The sequence below is a fragment of the Amycolatopsis sp. cmx-11-51 genome (genome assembly GCF_047608665.1).
Lineage (GTDB): Bacteria > Actinomycetota > Actinomycetes > Mycobacteriales > Pseudonocardiaceae > Amycolatopsis.
The window spans coordinates 15807-32286 of record NZ_JADNQO010000007.1 but is presented as its reverse complement, the minus strand read 5'-3'; the positions used below and the strand labels follow the sequence as shown (position 1 = coordinate 32286).

Below are 16480 nucleotides of genomic sequence, written 5' to 3'. Positions count from 1 at the left end.
GTCAAGAACGGACCGTGGACGCCCGGGATGATTTCCCCGGCGCTCCGGGGCGTCCATCGCCGAATACTCCGGACACTCGATCTCTGAAGGTACGGTCAGCTCCGTGCCGCAGCACCTGGGGTGAACGGAACCGTTGAGGGGAAACACTTTCGCGCTGCGCCCAAACCGCACTCCCGGAGGAGCTTCATGCTGATGACGACCGAGAACGGGATCCGGTTGTCCTACAACGATTGTGGCGATGGTCCGCCGGTACTGCTGCTGACCGGCACCGGGGCGCCGAGCTCGGTGTGGGACCTGCATCAGGTACCGGCGCTCCGTACCGCCGGATTCCGGGTGATCACCATGGACAACCGCGGGATCCCGCCGAGCGACGACGGCAAGGACGGGTTCACCATCGACGACCTCGTGTCGGACGTGGCCGCCCTGATCGACTACCTCGACGCCGTGCCGTGCCGCGTTGTCGGCACGTCGATGGGCTCGTACATCGCGCAGGAACTGGCACTCGCCCATCCGGAGCTGCTCGCTTCGGTCGTGCTGATGGCGGCCTGTGGCAAGAGCAGTCTCGTCCAGCGGGAGCTCGCGCAGGGTGAAGCGAAGCTGATCGAACAGGGCATAGAGTTGCCACCGGCTTTCCTCGCCGCCGTTCGCGCCATGCACAACCTGGGGCCCGCGACGCTCGCCGACGACGACCTCGCCGGCGACTGGCTCGACCTGTTCGCGGCGACGGGGTCCTGGGGGCCGGGCGTCCGGGCGCAGCTGCTGCTGAGCGCGTTGCCCGACCGTATCGAGGCCTACCGCGCGATCACGGTGCGCAGCCACGTCATCTCGTTCGAGCACGACCTCGTGGCGCCGGCGGCGGCCGGACTGGAACTGGCCGCCGCGATCCCCGGCGCGACGCACCGCACGATTCCCGGGTGCGGACATTTCGGCTACCTGGAGAACCCGGAGCCGGTGAACCGCGAGCTGATCCGGTTCCTCCGCACCGAATCCCGCGAGACACTGGGGGAAACCGCATGACCGTCCTTTCGGCGGCCACGACACCTGCCCTGTTCGAGGCGACCGCGGCCGTGCTGCCGGATCGGCCCGCGGTGGCGATGGACACCACCACACTCACCTATGCCGAGCTGAACGGTGAAGCCAATCGGCTCGCGCGACGGCTCGTGGCGCACGGGGTCGGCCCGGAGCGGCTGGTCGCGCTGGCGATGCCGAGGTCGATCGAATTCGTCATCGCGATCCTGGCCGTGCACAAGGCGGGTGCCGCGTATGTGCCCGTCGATCCGGACTATCCGGAAGAACGCAAGCGGCACATGCTGGACGACACGGCGGCGCATTGCCTGCTGTGCCTGCCAGGTCAGGATGTGGACGGCGCTCCCGTCGTCATGAGGGTGGAACGGGAGCCGGGCCGGTCCGAGCCGAACCTGGACGACGGGGACCGGATCGGCCCGCTGCTCCCCGACCATCCCGCGTACGTCATCTACACCTCGGGCTCGACCGGAAAGCCGAAGGGCGTACTGGTCACGCACCGCGGGATCCCGAACCTCGCCGACGACTACGTGCGCCGCCAGAAGCTGACGCCGGAGAGCAGGTTGCTGGCCTTCGCGTCACCCAGTTTCGACGCCGCCGTCGCCGAGTTCTGGCCGATCTGGCAGGCCGGTGGCTGCCTGGTGCTGGCCTCCGCGCCGGACCTGGTCCCCGGCGAACCGCTCGGCAGGCTGGTGCGCGACCAGGGCATCAGCCACGTCACACTGCCGCCGTCCGCGCTGGCACCACTGGAGGAGTCCGGCGGACTGCCCGCGGGGCTGACCCTCCTGGTCGCGGGCGAGGCGTGCCCGGCACCGGTCGCGAAACGCTGGGCCATGGACCGCGTGATGATCAACGCGTACGGCCCGACCGAGGTCACCGTCGCGGTGACCGCGAGCGAGCCGCTGACCGGTGAGGACGCACCGCCGATCGGCAGGCCGATCACCGGTGTCCGTACCTATGTCCTGGACGAGCGGCTGCGGCCCGTCCCGGACGGGGACGTCGGCGAGCTGTACACGGTCGGCCCCGGACTGGCCCGCGGTTACCTCCGGAGAGCGGCCGCGACCGCGGAGCGTTTCCTGCCGGATCCGTTCGGCGAGCCGGGTGGCCGGATGTACCGCACCGGTGACCGGGTGCGGACGCGTCCGGACGGCCAGTACGTCTTCGTCGGCCGCGCCGACGACCAGCTGAAGGTGCGTGGCCACCGGATCGAGCCCGGCGAGGTCGAGGCCGCGTTGCTCGCGGTGGACGGGGTGGCCCAGGCGGTGGTGACCATGCACGACAACAGGCTCGTCGCCTATGTGGTCGGCATCGGGGGCGAGCGGGTGGCGGCCGAAGACCTCCTCCCGCCGTTGCGTGAACGGATGCCTTCGTACCTGGTGCCCGACGTGGTCGTCGGCCTGCCGCGCCTGCCGACCTCGCCGAACGGCAAGGTCGACAGGGCCGCCCTACCCGATCCCGACGGCGAGAGCGCCGGGCGGGTGACATCGGGACGGGCGCCGAGCACACCGATGGAGATCCTGCTCGCCGAACTGTTCGCCGACGTGCTCGGCGTCAGCGCCGTCGGCGTCGGCGTCGACGAGAGCTTCTTCGAGATCGGCGGCCATTCGCTGCTCGCGACCCGGCTGGTGAGCCGGATCCGCGAACGACTGAAGATCCGGCTGCGAGTGCAGGCCTTCTTCGACGCGCCGACCGTGGCCCAGCTCGCCAAGGTGCTCGACGGCGCCCTCACCTGATCTGGAGACCCTTTCATGCAGACGACGAACGCCGTCGATCTCGGCGACCCCGATCTGTACACGACCTTGGAGCGCCACGCCCGCTGGCGCGAGCTCGCGCTGGAAGACGCGATGGTGTGGAGCGAACCGGGCAGTTCACCCGGTGGTTTCTGGTCCGTGTTCTCGCATCGGGCGTGCGCCGCGGTCCTCGGGCCGTCCGCCCCGTTCACCTCCGAGTACGGGATGATGATCGGCTTCGATCGCGACCACCCTGACAAGTCGGGTGGCCAGATGATGGTGGTGTCCGAACAGGATCAGCACCGCAAACTGCGCAAGCTGGTCGGCCCGCTGCTTTCGAGGGCGGCCGCGCGGAAACTCTCGGAGCGGGTCCGGACCGAGGTGCGCGGTGTCCTCGACCAAGTGCTCGACGGTGAGGTGTGCGACGTCGCCGCGGCGATCGGCCCGCGTATCCCCGCGGCGGTCGTCTGCGAAATCCTCGGTGTGCCCGCCGAGGACGAGGACATGCTCATCGACCTGACCAACCACGCGTTCGGCGGCGAGGACGAACTGTTCGACGGGATGACGCCGCGGCAGGCGCATACCGAGATCCTCGTCTACTTCGACGAATTGATCGCCGCGCGCCGCGCGAACCCCGGCGACGACCTCGTCAGCACGCTGCTGACCGATGACGACCTCACGATCGACGACGTGGTGCTCAACTGCGACAACGTTCTGATCGGCGGCAACGAGACGACCCGGCACGCGATCACCGGTGCGGTGCACGCGTTCGCCACGGTGCCCGGCCTGCTGGAACAGGTGCGGGACGGGAGCGTGGACGTCGACACCGTCGTGGACGAGGTGCTGCGCTGGACCTCACCCGCGATGCACGTGCTCCGGGTGACGACCGGTGAGGTCACCGTCAACGGGCGCCACCTCGAGGCAGGTACCCCGGTGGTCGCGTGGCTGCCCGCGGCGAACCGGGATCCCGCCGTGTTCGAGGAACCGGACACGTTCCGCCCCGGACGGAAACCCAACCGGCACCTCACCTTCGGGCACGGGATGCACCACTGCCTCGGGTCCGCGCTCGCGCGGATCGAGCTGGCGGTCGTGCTGCGAGAGGTGGCCGAGCGGGTGTCACGAGTGGAACTGGTGCGGGAACCGGCCTGGTTGCGCGCGGTCGTCGTGCAGGGCTACCGGGAGCTCCCGGTGCGGTTCACGGCGCGCTGACTTCGCCGTCCGTCCGATGTGGACGGAAGTGTCAAACGGACAACGTTGATGCGAAATGGGGTTCGCGTCATCCTGTGAATGAGGATTACATCTATTCCACGGAGGAATGTCTTGTCTTCTCACGAAACCATGCAGAATTTCGAGATCGACTATGTGGAAATGTATGTGGCCAACCTCGAGGTGGCCGCGTCGGGCTGGATGGACAAGTACGCCTTCTCCGTCGCCTCCACCGACCGCTCGGCCGACCACCGGAGCGTGACCCTGCGGCAGGGACCGATCGCACTGGTCCTCACCGAGCCGACTTCGGACCGTCACCCTGGGGCGACCTACCTGCAGACCCACGGCGAAGGGGTGGCCGACATCGCGCTGCGCACTTCGGACGTGGCCGCCGCTTTCGAGGCCGCGGTGGGGGCGGGGGCGCGGCCCATCCGCGAGCCGGGCGAGCGCGCGGAGGCGGTCATCACGGCCACCGTCAGCGGTTTCGGTGATGTCGTGCACACCCTGATCCAGCGCGACGGAGCAGACGAATCGCCGGAAGCCTTCCGCGGCAAGGGAGACCTGGAGCTGCTCGCGATCGATCACTTCGCGGTCTGCCTGAACGGGGGGGACCTCGGCCCGACGGTGGCGTTCTACGAGCGCGCCCTCGGGTTCAAGCAGATCTTCGAGGAACACATCATGGTCGGTGCCCAGGCGATGAACTCGACCGTCGTGCAGAGCTCGTCGGGAGAGGTCACCCTCACCCTGATCGAGCCCGACAAGACCGCCGACCCCGGCCAGATCGACGACTTCATCAAGGAACACCACGGTGCGGGCGTCCAGCACATCGCCTTCACCAGTGCGGACGCGGTCCGTGCGGTCAAGGAGCTTTCCGCGCGAGGGGTGGAATTTTTGAAGACCCCGGACACCTACTACGACCTGCTCGGCGAGCGGATCGAGCTGGAGACGCATTCGCTGGACGATCTGCGGGAGACGAAGCTGCTCGCCGACGAGGACCACGGCGGCCAGCTGTTCCAGATCTTCACCGCTTCCACGCATCCGCGTAAGACCATCTTCTTCGAGATCATCGAGCGGCAGGGTGCCGGCACCTTCGGCAGCTCGAACATCAAGGCCCTGTACGAGGCCGTGGAACTGGAGCGGACCGGGCAGAGCAAGCTCGGCCCCGCCCGGCGATGACACACCTTTGCCTCGACGACCTCGAACGTGCCGCACGGGACGTTCTCCCCGGCGAGATCTGGGACTTTCTCGCCGGGGGCAGCGGCGCGGAGGCCTCTTTAACGGCCAACCGCGCCGCGCTCGAGCGGATCTTCGTGATCCCCCGGATGCTGCGTGACCTGACGGGCGGCACCATCGAGACCGAGGTGCTCGGACGGCCCGCCGCGCTGCCGATGGCGGTCGCACCGGTGGCCTACCAGCGGTTGTTCCACCCCGATGGTGAACTCGCGGCGGCACGCGCGGCCAGGGACGCCGGCGTGCCGTACACCATCTGCACCTTGAGCAGTGTTCCGCTGGAGGAGATCGCGGCCGTCGGTGGACGGCCGTGGTTCCAGCTGTACTGGCTGCGTGACGAGAAACGATCGCTGGAACTCGTGCGCCGCGCGGAAGACGCCGGTTGCGAGGCGATCGTGTTCACCGTCGACGTGCCGTGGATGGGGCGGCGGTTGCGGGACATGCGGAACGGCTTCGCACTGCCGGAGTGGGTGACGGCGGCCAATTTCGACGCCGGAGCGGCCGCGCACCGGCGTACTCGGGGTCACTCGGCGGTGGCGGACCACACCGCGCGTGAGTTCGCGTCCGCCACTTGGGAATCCGTGGAGGCGGTCCGTGCGCATACGGACCTTCCGGTAGTGCTCAAGGGAATCCTCGCGGTCGAGGACGCGAGCCGTGCCGTCGACGCGGGTGTCGCCGGAATCGTGGTGTCCAACCACGGAGGTCGTCAGTTGGACGGTGCCGTGCCCGGAATCGAGATGCTCGGTGAGATCGCCTCCGCCGTCTCCGGCTGGGAGGGTGAAGTGCTGCTGGACGGAGGGATCCGGAGCGGCGGCGACATCCTCAAGGCGATGGCGCTCGGCGCGTCGGCCGTACTGGTCGGGCGGCCCGTGATGTGGGGGTTGGCCGCGGGCGGTGAGGACGGTGCCCGGCAGCTGCTCGACCTGCTCGCCGTCGAATTCCGGAACGCGCTGGGCCTCGCGGGCTGTGACTCGGTGAGTGCGGCCCGGCGGCTGAGCACGAGGGTCTCTCACTACGGCTGACGTTCCGTCGGGCGGGCCTTCGCCTGACGTCGATCCGCCCTTTCCCGAAGGAGGAAAGTGCTTCTCTCGCTTCCCGCGCCGGTCGCCCCGATCGCCGCGCACAGTCTCCTGATCTTCTTACTCCAGGTCGGCTTGCTGCTGCTGCTCGCCGTCGTCTTCGGACGGCTGGCCGCCCGGTTCGGGATGCCCGCTGTGGTCGGCGAACTGTTCGTCGGGGTGATCCTCGGTCCTTCGCTGCTGGCTTGGGCCGCGCCGGGGCCGCACGGCTGGCTGTTCCCGGCCGTCGCCGAGCAGTACCACCTTCTCGACGCGGTCGGCCAAATCGGCGTCATCCTGCTGGTCGGTCTCACCGGTATGCAGATGGACATGAAGATGATCCGCCGCCGCGGCGGCGCCGCCGCGGGGGTCAGCTTCGGCGGCCTGGTCATTCCTCTCGGCCTGGGCATCGGCGCGGGTTTCGTGCTGCCCAAGATGCTGATTCCCGACGGCACCGACATCACCGTCTTCGCACTGTTCCTCGGCGTCGCGATGTGCGTCAGCGCCATCCCGGTCATCGCCAAGACCCTCATCGACATGAACCTGTTGCACCGCAACGTCGGGCAGCTCACGCTCGCCGCGGGTACGATCGACGACGCGTTCGGCTGGTTCATGCTGTCGGTCGTCAGCGCGATGGCGGTGCACGCGGTGACTACCGGAACCGTGCTCCTTTCCCTCGCCTACTTGATTCTCATCATCGTCTTCGCGCTCACCCTCGGCAGGCCGCTGGTCCGGGGCGTGGTGCGGGTCGCAGGCAAGTCCGAAGGGGCCGGGCCCACCGTCGGCGCCGTCGTCGTCCTGGTACTCCTGGCCTCGGCAGGCACCCAGGCTCTCGGCCTGGAGGCGGTCTTCGGAGCCTTCGTCTGCGGCATCCTGATCGGCACCGCGGGTAAGGTGGACCCGGCCAAGCTGGCCCCGTTGCGCACCGTCATCCTGTCGGTGTTCGCGCCGGTCTTCTTCGCCACGGCCGGGTTGCGGATGGACCTCACCGCGCTGATCCGCCCGCAGGTCCTGCTCACCGGGCTGGCGGTGCTCGCACTGGCCATCATCGGCAAGTTCGCCGGCGCGTACGCCGGCGCGCGGCTCAGCGGCCTGAACAGATGGGAAGGGCTGGCGCTCGGCGCCGGACTGAACGCGCGGGGCGTCATCGAAATCGTGGTCGCCATGGTCGGCCTGCGACTGGGCATCCTCAGCGTCGAGATCTACACGATCATCATCCTCGTCGCGATCGTCACCTCGCTGATGGCACCGCCGATCCTGCGGTTCGCGATGAAGAGACTCGAACAGACCGCCGAGGAAGAAGTACGCGAGACCGAGCACCGGGCCTGGACGTCGCAACCGGCGACGAACCAGCAGGAGCGAATTCTCTAGTGTCGCGTGATTCTGCTTGCTTGACGTTGGGTTTCGTTCCTCGGACGGCGATCTCGCGTGATCAGACGGCGGTTACGCGTGATTGGACGGCGATCTCCGGAGATCGCCGTCTGATCACGGGTAAGACCCGCAGGATCACACGTCCCGCTCTTCCTCTCGCCATTACCCGACCGCAAGTAGAGGACTACTTGCGCCAGGCACCTCACGACCCACCCGACCGAAGCGTGCCTCAGACGTCAAGCGCGGCCGCCTCCCGGGTGTCGCGAAAGCCACTTCCGCGACTTCTGAAGTCTCGAAAGTGGCTTTCGCGACACGGTAAATCCGGATTCCGACCCGTAGCGGGAATTGGACGATCTGGACCGGCGAGATCGGCCGAAGCTACCTTTCACGGTGTGCTCCGCTGCGACCCGCGAAAGGTGGACATAAGGGGAGGTATCAGTGTCGGCCATGCCCACTCAACGACCTGGAGCAGTGCGATGACCACCTACGTGCAGGACCAGCTCGGTGAGTACGACAAGGAACGGCAAGGCGTCCTCGATGCCGTCGGCAGCCTGCCCGTCCGCGCGGTGCGTCCTCGTGACGACCGCGGCCACGCGGAACGCATCACCTTGTCGGCCGCGACCACCGACGGGGTGCACATGCGGACCGAGGACGTCCGTGCCTGGATCGCCGAACGCCGCGAGGCCAACGTCTTCCACGTCGAACGCATCCCCTTCGCGGACCTGGACCAGTGGGGGTTCGAGGCCGCGACCGGCAATCTCGTGCACCGAAGCGGACGGTTCTTCACCATCGAGGGCTTGCACGTGGTCGAGGCCGACGGCCCACACGGTGACGGCCCCTACCGCGAGTGGCAGCAGCCGGTCATCAAACAGCCCGAAGTGGGCATCCTCGGCATCCTCGGCAAGGAGTTCGACGGAGTCCTGCACTTCCTGATGCAGGCCAAGATGGAGCCGGGAAACCCCAACCTGGTGCAGTTGTCGCCGACCGTACAGGCCACTCGCAGCAACTACACCAAGGCACACGGCGGTACGAACGTCAAGCTGATCGAGTACTTCGCCCCGCCCGATCCCGAGCGGGTGATCGTAGACGTTCTCCAGGCGGAACAAGGCTCATGGTTCTTCCACAAGTCCAATCGCAACATGATCGTCGAGACCGTCGACGACGTGCCGATGTGGGACGACTTCTGCTGGCTCACGCTCGGCCAGATCGCGGAACTGATGCACGAAGACGAGACGATCAACATGAACGCCAGGAGCGTGTTGTCGTGCCTTCCGTACCACGACACGGCTCCCGGCGCGCTGTTCTCCGACATCCAGCTTCTTTCGTGGTTCACGAACGAGCGTTCGCGCCACGATGTGCGTGCCCGCCGCATTCCGCTCACGGACGTCAGCGGCTGGAAGCAGAACGTCGAAGTGATCGAGCACGAGGATGGCCGCTACTTCAAGGTCCTCGCGGTCGCCGTGAAAGGCAGTAACCGCGAGCGGGTCAGCTGGACCCAGCCGTTGCTCGAATCCGTCGGTCTCGGCGTCGTCGCGTTCCTCGTGCGCGAGATCGGCGGCGTGCCACACGTTCTGGTGCACGCCCGCGCTGACGGTGGTTTCCTGGACACGGTCGAGTTGGCGCCGACCGTCCAGTGCACCCCCCACAACTACGCGCACCTGCCGCCGGAGAGCAGGCCGCCCTTCCTCGACGCCGTCCTGGACGCTCCACGGTCGAGGATCCGTTACGAGGCAATCCATTCCGAAGAAGGCGGCCGCTTTCTCAACGTCAGGGCCCGCTATCTTGCGGTCGACGCGGACGAAACCATCGATCCGCCGCCTGGCTACGCCTGGGTCACCCCGGCCCAGCTGACCGCGCTCACCCGGCACGGGCATTACGTCAACGTCGAGGCCCGCACGCTTCTCGCCTGCATCAACGCCGCGACCGCACAGCCTCAAGGAAGTGCATGAAATGAAACAGATCACCGTCCTCGGCGCGTCGGGCTTCGTCGGCTCGGCTGTCACGCGCGCACTGGCGCGGCAGCCGATCCGGCTGCGAGCGGTGGCGCGGCGGCGGTTCGCCCCCGCGCCCGGCCAAGCCGAAATCACCGTCGTCGCCGCGGACCTCACCGACCGTGCCGCGCTCGCCGACGCGGTCGCGGGATCGGACGCGGTCGTGTACCTGCTCCTGGCGGACGGCGGATGGCGCGCGGCTGAGACCGAGGCGGCCGAACGCGTCAACGTGGGTGTGATGCGGGACCTCATCGACGTCATCGGCGGCACCGGCGATACGCCACCGCTGGTGGTGTACGGCGGTGCCGCCTCGCAGGTCGGTGTGCCGCCTCGGGAGCCGATCGACGGAAGCGAGCCCGACCACCCGGCGACTCCCTACGACAAGCAGAAGCTGACCGCGGAACAGCTCCTCAAGGACGCCACGATCGACGGCCGGGTGCGCGGCATCAGCCTGCGGTTGCCGACGGTGTTCGGCGAGACCACGGCACCGGACGCGAACCACGACCGCGGTGTCGTATCCGCCATGGCGCGGCGAGCGCTCGAAGGCCAGGCACTCACCATCTGGGGCGACGGCACGGTGCGGCGCGACCTGGTCCACGTCGAGGACATCGCGGCGGCGTTCACGGCGGCGCTGGCCACCCCGGCTCCCCTCGTGGGCGGGCATTGGCTGCTCGGCGCCGGCCGAGGCGATCAGCTGGGCGAAGTGTTCCGGCTGGTGGCGAGGGAATTGTCCGAACTCACCGGTCAGGACCAGGTGGACGTGACTTGTGTGGAGCCACCGTCGCACGCGCCCGAGACGGATCTCCGGAGCGTCACCATCGATTCCACGCCGTTCCGGGCGATCACCGGATGGCACCCGGAGATCTCGCTGCCCGAAGGAGTGCGTCGCACCGTCGCCGCATTGACGACATCAGTTCAGGGAAAGGTTCGCACATGACCACGCGTGTTTGGGACTACCTGGTCGAATACGAGGCCGAGCGGCTCGACCTGCTGGACGCGGTCGAGACGGTTTTCAATTCCGGGCAACTCGTGCTCGGTGCGAGCTTGCGCGGCTTCGAGTCGGAATTCGCCGCGTACCATGGGGTCGAGCACTGTGTCGGCGTCGACAACGGGACGAACGCGATCAAACTCGGTCTCCAGGCGCTGGGCGTGGGGCCGGGCGACGAGGTGATCACGGTGTCGAACACCGCCGCCCCGACCGTGGTCGCCATCGACGGCACGGGTGCCACCCCGGTCTTCGTCGACGTCCGCGAGGACGACTTCCTGATGGACACCGGCCAGGTCGAGGCCGCGATCACCGAGCGCACCAAATGCCTGCTGCCCGTGCACCTGTACGGCCAGTGCGTGGACATGGCTGCGCTGAGGGAACTCGCCGCGAAGCACGGACTGTCCATTTTGGAGGATTGCGCGCAGGCGCACGGAGCCCGGCAGAATGGCACGGTCGCCGGTTCGACCGGCGACGCGGCCGCGTTCTCTTTCTACCCCACCAAGGTGCTCGGCGCGTATGGCGACGGCGGCGCGGTCATCACGTCCGCCGAATCCGTGGAACGCAAGCTACGGAGATTGCGCTACTACGGCATGGACGAGCGCTACTACACGCTGGAAACGCCCGCCCACAACAGCCGCCTCGACGAGGTCCAGGCCGAGATCCTGCGGCGCAAGCTCAAGCGTCTCGACACCTACACCGCCGCCCGTCGGGCCGTCGCCGAGCGCTACGTGGAAGGTCTCGGTGACACCGAGCTGAAACTTCCGCGGACCGTCTCCGGCAATGAGCACGTGTACTACGTGTACGTCGTGCGTCACCCGCGGCGTGACGAGATCCTCGAACGCCTCAAGGCGTACGACATCCACTTGAACATCAGCTATCCGTGGCCCGTGCACACCATGACCGGGTTCGCCCACCTCGGCTACGAAACCGGCTCGCTCCCGGTCACCGAGAAACTGGCCACCGAGATCTTCTCGCTGCCGATGTATCCCGCGCTCACCGCCGACCTGCAGGACAAGGTCATCCACGCGGTCCGCGAAGTGCTGTCCAACCTCTGACCAGTCCAACCTCAGGAGCAGCTGTGCAAGCACGAAAACTCGCCGTCGAGGGCGCGATCGAGTTCACCCCTCGCGTCTTTCCCGACGACCGGGGCCTGTTCGTCTCGCCGTTCCAGGAGGAGGCCTTCATCGAGGCTTACGGCGGCCCGCTCTTCCGGGTGGCACAGACGAACCACAGCATGTCCAAGCGCGGCGTGGTGCGGGGCATCCACTACACCGTGACGCCGCCGGGTATCGCGAAGTACGTTTACTGCGCACGCGGCAAGGCCTTGGACATCGTGGTCGACATCCGGGTCGGGTCGCCGACGTTCGGCAAATGGGACGCGGTCCTGATGGACCAGCAGGATTACCGGACGATGTACTTCCCCGTCGGCGTCGGCCATGCCTTCGTGGCGCTCGAGGACGACACCGTCATGTCGTACATGCTCTCCGCGGGCTATGTGGCGCAGAACGAACTCGCCCTCTCAGCCCTGGACCCCGCACTGGGCCTGCCCATCGACGCCGAAGTCGAACCGATCCTGTCCGATCGGGACGGGGTGGCCATCACGCTCGCCGAGGCGGAGCAGCAGGGCCTGCTGCCGGACTACGCCACCAGCCTGGAGCTCGAGCGGCAGCTGTCCGGAGTTCCTTTGTCCGCCTGACGCTTCGTGAGTGGTAAGGACGGTTAATCGAGGGGTGAGGCAACGGTGGCGTCGCATGTGCTCGCCCAGGTGCTGATCTGGGTGTCGCGAAAGCCACTTTCGGGACATCAGATGTCCCGAAAGTGGCTTTCGCGACATGCCCGGTGCGGGTGGTGTGGTCACGAAGGTCCCGCGACCTGACGACACCTTTGCCTTACCGCTCAAGAGAACCGTCCTTACCACTCACGACCCGCCGTACCGACCGGAAAGGTGAGATCAATGCCCGCTGCGAAGGTCAAGCAGCTGCTTCGAAGCAAGCTCAGATCATGGGGGTGGATGTATCGATGACTGCCGTTGCCGAACCCGCTGAGGACCTTTCCGTCCTCACCGGACTGACCGAAATCACCAGGTTCGCCGGCGTGGGAACCGCGGTTTCCGAGGCGTCGTACTCACAATCCGAGCTCCTCGACATCCTCGACGTCGAGGATCCCAAAATCCGGTCGGTCTTCCTCAACAGCGCGATCGACCGGCGTTTTCTCACCTTGCCGCCGGAGGGTCCCGGTGGCGGACGCGTATCGGAACCGCAGGGCGATCTGCTCGACAAACACAAGAAGATCGCCGTCGACATGGGCTGCCGGGCACTCGAAGCCTGCCTGAAGTCGGCGGGAGCGACGCTTTCGGACCTGCGTCACCTGTGCTGCGTCACCTCGACCGGTTTCCTGACCCCCGGCCTGAGCGCGCTGATCATCCGTGAGCTGGGCATCGACCCGCATTGCAGCCGCTCGGACATCGTGGGCATGGGCTGCAACGCGGGCCTGAACGCGCTCAACGTGGTCTCGGGCTGGTCCGCGGCACACCCGGGTGAGCTCGGTGTCGTCCTCTGCAGCGAGGCCTGTTCCGCCGCTTACGCGCTGGACGGCACGATGCGGACCGCGGTGGTCAACAGTCTTTTCGGCGACGGCTCGGCCGCTCTCGCCGTCATCTCCGGCGACGGGCGCGTGCCCGGCCCCAGGGTCTTGAAATTCGCGAGTTACATCATCACCGACGCGCTCGACGCGATGCGTTACGACTGGGACCGTGACCAGGACCGGTTCAGTTTCTTCCTCGACCCGCAGATTCCCTACGTGGTCGGTGCGCACGCCGAGATCGTCATCGACAGGCTGCTGTCCGGTACCGGGCTCCGCCGCAACGACATCGGCCATTGGCTGGTGCACTCAGGGGGCAAGAAGGTGGTCGACGCCGTCGTCGTCAACCTCGGCCTGAGCCGGCACGACGTCCGCCACACCACCGGTGTGCTCCGTGATTACGGGAACCTCTCCAGCGGCTCCTTCCTCTTCTCCTACGAGCGACTCGCCGACGAGGACATCGCCCGGCCAGGGGACTACGGCGTGCTCATGACCATGGGGCCCGGCTCCACAATCGAAATGGCGCTTATCCAATGGTGAGGCAGAACGAAGTGAACGGCGAACTGGTGCTGCGCATCGACGGCTCTAGCCCGCTTTCGGCCGCGTCGGTCGAGGAGATCGGTGGCCTCTGCGATCGCGCCGAGGACCATCGGGGACCGGGCCCGGTCACCGTTCACGTCACGGGTGTCCCGGCCGATGGCTGGGCGCAGGGGCTGACCGTCGGCCTGGTGTCCAAATGGGAACGAGCGGTGCGCCGGTTCGAACGGCTGGGCAGGCTCACGGTCGCGGTGGCGTCGGGTGACTGCGCCGGAACGGCACTGGACCTCCTGCTCGCCGCGGACGTCCGGATCGTCGATCCGGGGACCCGGTTGCTGCTCGCCTCGGCGGGCGGCGGTTCCTGGCCGGGGATGACCGTCTACCGGCTCACCCAGCAGGCCGGTGCGGCGGGTATCCGCCGGGCCGTGCTGCTCGGGACCCCGGTCGACGCCGAGCGCGCGCTCGCGCTCGGTTTGGTCGACGAGGTGTCCGAGGATCCCGCGAAGACGCTGGCGGGGCTGGCAGACGTCACGGACGGTGCCGAGACGGCGATCCGGCGGCAGTTGATCTTCGAAGCGGGCTCGACCACCTTCGAGGAGGCGCTCGGTTCCCACTTGGCCGCGGCGGACCGGGCCTTGCGACGGGAAGCCAAGCCGTGACAGCGGATTCCACGACTCTCTCGCCGGGGCTCGACCTTCGAGCCCTGGCGGGGGAGGCCCGCCGAGCCGACGACCTGCTCGCCGGACTGCCGTCACCTCCCGTCCGGAACGCGACGCAGCGCGCGGCCGCGTCCTCGGCACTGGACGAGATCAGGGCGACGCGCGCGGACTTCGTGGAGGCGCACGCGGAGGAGATCTACGACGAACTCACCGACGGCCGGACCCGCTGCCTGCGCATCGACGAACTCGTCCGCGCCGCCGCCCTCGCCTATCCCGGCCTGGTGCCGACGGAAGAGCAGATGGCGGCCGAATTTTCACGGCCACAGGCGGAAAAGGAAGGGCGCGAGATCGACCAGGGCATCTTCCTGCGCGGGATCCTGCGTGCCCCGAAGGCCGGTCCGCATTTGCTCGACGCCATGCTCCGGCCCACTGCGAGGGCGCTGCGGCTGCTCCCCGAATTCACTGAGACCGGTGTGGTTCAGATGGAGGCCGTCCGGCTGGAGCGTCGTGACGGCGTCGCGCAGCTGACCCTGTGCCGGGACGACTGCCTGAACGCCGAAGACGCCCACCAGGTCGACGACATGGAGACCGCCGTCGACCTGGTGCTGCTCGATCCGGCCGTCCGGGTGGCGCTGCTGCGGGGCGGTGTGATGAGCCATCGGCGGTATGCGGGGCGCCGCGTGTTCTGCGCGGGGATCAACCTCAAGAAGCTGAGCTCGGGCGACATCCCCCTGGTCGACTTTCTGTTGCGGCGGGAACTGGGTTATATCCACAAAATCGTGCGCGGAATACGCACGGACGGTTCGTGGCACTCGAAGTTCGTCGACAAGCCCTGGATGGCGGCCGTCGATTCCTTCGCCATCGGCGGGGGAACTCAGCTCCTCCTGGTCTTCGATCACGTCCTGGCGGCGTCCGACTCCTACCTCAGCTTGCCCGCGGCGACTGAGGGGATCATTCCCGGCGCGGCCAACTTCCGGCTTTCCCGGATTACCGGACCGCGGGTGGCCAGGCAGGTGATCCTCGGCGGCCGCCGGATCCAGGCGGACGAGCCGGACGCGCGGCTGATCGTCGACGAGGTCGTCCCGCCGGAGGAGATGGACGCGGCGATCGACGCCGCGCTGGCCCGGCTCGACGGGGACGCGGTGCTGGCCAACCGGCGCATGGTGAACCTGGCCGAGGAACCGCCGGAGGAGTTCCGCCGGTACATGGCGGAGTTCGCGCTGCAGCAGGCTTTGCGCATCTACGGCGCGGATGTGCTCGGCAAAGTCGGCGGGTTCGCGGTGGGTGCGCGATGAGCGAAACCAGGGTGCGGTACGAAAAGAAGGATCACGTCGCCCACGTGACGATGGACCGGCCCGAGGTGCTGAACGCGATGGACCGGCGGATGCACGCGGAACTCGCCGACATCTGGGACGACGTCGAGGCCGACGACGACATCAGGGCGGTGGTCCTGACCGGCGCGGGTAACCGCGCTTTCTCCGTCGGCCAGGACCTCAAGGAACGCGCGCGGCTGACCGAAACAGGCGTGGAAGCGTCGACGTTCGGCAGTGCGGGTCAGCCAGGTCATCCCCGGTTGACCGACCGGTTCACCTTGTCCAAACCGGTGGTCGCCAGGGTGCACGGCTACGCGTTGGGCGGCGGTTTCGAGCTGGTGCTCGCCTGCGACATCGTCATCGCCTCCGAGGAGGCGGTGTTCGCCCTTCCGGAAGTTCGGCTCGGCCTGATCGCGGGGGCCGGAGGCGTGTTCCGGCTGCCACGGCAGCTGCCGCAGAAGGTGGCGATGGGCTATCTGCTGACCGGGCGCCGGATGGACGCGGCGACGGCGCTGCGCCACGGTCTGGTGAACGAGGTCGTCCCGGCGGCCGAGCTGGATCAGTGCGTCGCCGGCTGGACGGACAGCCTCGTGCGAGCCGCGCCGCTGTCGGTGCGCGCGATCAAGGAGGCCGCGCTGCGGTCGGTCGATCTCCCACTCGAAGAAGCGTTCAAGGCTTCGTATCACTGGGAAGAGCGTCGTCGCCGGAGCGCGGACGCGAGCGAGGGCCCGCGTGCTTTCGCCGAGAAACGGGATCCGATCTGGACAGGGCACTAGATCACTTCCCGGATATTG

At 67.7% G+C, this 16480-nt stretch carries 14 protein-coding genes; all 14 read left to right on the top strand.

What is annotated here, in order from left to right:
• Positions 1-186: 186 nt before the first annotated feature.
• The 14 genes from ACM6LU_RS23715 to dpgD all read left to right on the top strand — a co-directional run bounded on the left by ACM6LU_RS23715 (position 187) and on the right by dpgD (position 16462).
• Positions 187-1017 carry an alpha/beta fold hydrolase gene (locus tag ACM6LU_RS23715; RefSeq protein ID WP_414939948.1) on the top strand — a complete coding sequence of 277 codons (831 nt, stop codon included), beginning with the start codon at positions 187-189 and terminating at the stop codon, positions 1015-1017.
• Complete coding sequence (locus ACM6LU_RS23710; RefSeq protein ID WP_414939947.1) at positions 1014-2756, top strand: amino acid adenylation domain-containing protein; 1743 nt, start codon at positions 1014-1016, stop codon at positions 2754-2756. Before ACM6LU_RS23715 ends, ACM6LU_RS23710 begins: the two co-directional genes overlap by 4 nt.
• A gap of 15 nt (positions 2757-2771) precedes the next feature.
• Complete coding sequence (locus ACM6LU_RS23705; RefSeq protein ID WP_414939946.1) at positions 2772-3962, top strand: cytochrome P450; 1191 nt, start codon at positions 2772-2774, stop codon at positions 3960-3962.
• Positions 3963-4073: 111 nt separating this feature from the next.
• Positions 4074-5135 carry a 4-hydroxyphenylpyruvate dioxygenase gene (gene hppD, locus ACM6LU_RS23700; protein WP_414939944.1) on the top strand — a complete coding sequence of 354 codons (1062 nt, stop codon included), beginning with the start codon at positions 4074-4076 and terminating at the stop codon, positions 5133-5135.
• On the top strand, positions 5132-6211 hold the full coding sequence (locus ACM6LU_RS23695; RefSeq protein WP_414939943.1) for an alpha-hydroxy acid oxidase: 1080 nt from the start codon (positions 5132-5134) through the stop codon (positions 6209-6211). Before hppD ends, ACM6LU_RS23695 begins: the two co-directional genes overlap by 4 nt.
• Positions 6212-6268: 57 nt before the next feature.
• Positions 6269-7618, top strand: a complete 1350-nt coding sequence (locus ACM6LU_RS23690) for a cation:proton antiporter (protein ID WP_414939942.1) — start codon at positions 6269-6271, stop codon at positions 7616-7618.
• Between the two features lie 638 nt (positions 7619-8256).
• Positions 8257-9567 (top strand): NDP-hexose 2,3-dehydratase family protein, encoded by a 1311-nt coding sequence (locus ACM6LU_RS23685; protein ID WP_414940194.1) that lies wholly within the window; start codon positions 8257-8259, stop codon positions 9565-9567.
• 1 nt (position 9568) lies between these two features.
• Entirely contained in the window at positions 9569-10546 is a 978-nt protein-coding gene (locus ACM6LU_RS23680; protein WP_414939941.1) for an NAD-dependent epimerase/dehydratase family protein, read from the top strand.
• Positions 10543-11652 carry a DegT/DnrJ/EryC1/StrS family aminotransferase gene (locus ACM6LU_RS23675; protein ID WP_414939940.1) on the top strand — a complete coding sequence of 370 codons (1110 nt, stop codon included), beginning with the start codon at positions 10543-10545 and terminating at the stop codon, positions 11650-11652. Before ACM6LU_RS23680 ends, ACM6LU_RS23675 begins: the two co-directional genes overlap by 4 nt.
• 23 nt (positions 11653-11675) lie before the next feature.
• On the top strand, positions 11676-12293 hold the full coding sequence (locus ACM6LU_RS23670) for a dTDP-4-dehydrorhamnose 3,5-epimerase family protein (protein ID WP_414939939.1): 618 nt from the start codon (positions 11676-11678) through the stop codon (positions 12291-12293).
• Between the two features lie 323 nt (positions 12294-12616).
• Entirely contained in the window at positions 12617-13717 is a 1101-nt protein-coding gene (gene dpgA, locus ACM6LU_RS23665; protein ID WP_414939938.1) for a 3,5-dihydroxyphenylacetyl-CoA synthase DpgA, read from the top strand.
• Positions 13711-14373 carry an enoyl-CoA-hydratase DpgB gene (gene dpgB / locus ACM6LU_RS23660; protein WP_414939937.1) on the top strand — a complete coding sequence of 221 codons (663 nt, stop codon included), beginning with the start codon at positions 13711-13713 and terminating at the stop codon, positions 14371-14373. The genes dpgA and dpgB overlap by 7 nt, the downstream gene beginning before the upstream one ends.
• Positions 14370-15668, top strand: coding sequence for a (3,5-dihydroxyphenyl)acetyl-CoA 1,2-dioxygenase DpgC (gene dpgC, locus ACM6LU_RS23655; protein WP_414939936.1), 1299 nt, complete (start codon positions 14370-14372; stop codon positions 15666-15668). Before dpgB ends, dpgC begins: the two co-directional genes overlap by 4 nt.
• The gene (gene dpgD, locus ACM6LU_RS23650; RefSeq protein ID WP_414939935.1) at positions 15665-16462 is read left to right on the top strand and encodes an enoyl-CoA-hydratase DpgD; all 798 of its coding nucleotides are present in this window, start codon (positions 15665-15667) and stop codon (positions 16460-16462) included. The genes dpgC and dpgD overlap by 4 nt, the downstream gene beginning before the upstream one ends.
• The last annotated feature ends 18 nt before the right edge of the window (positions 16463-16480 follow it).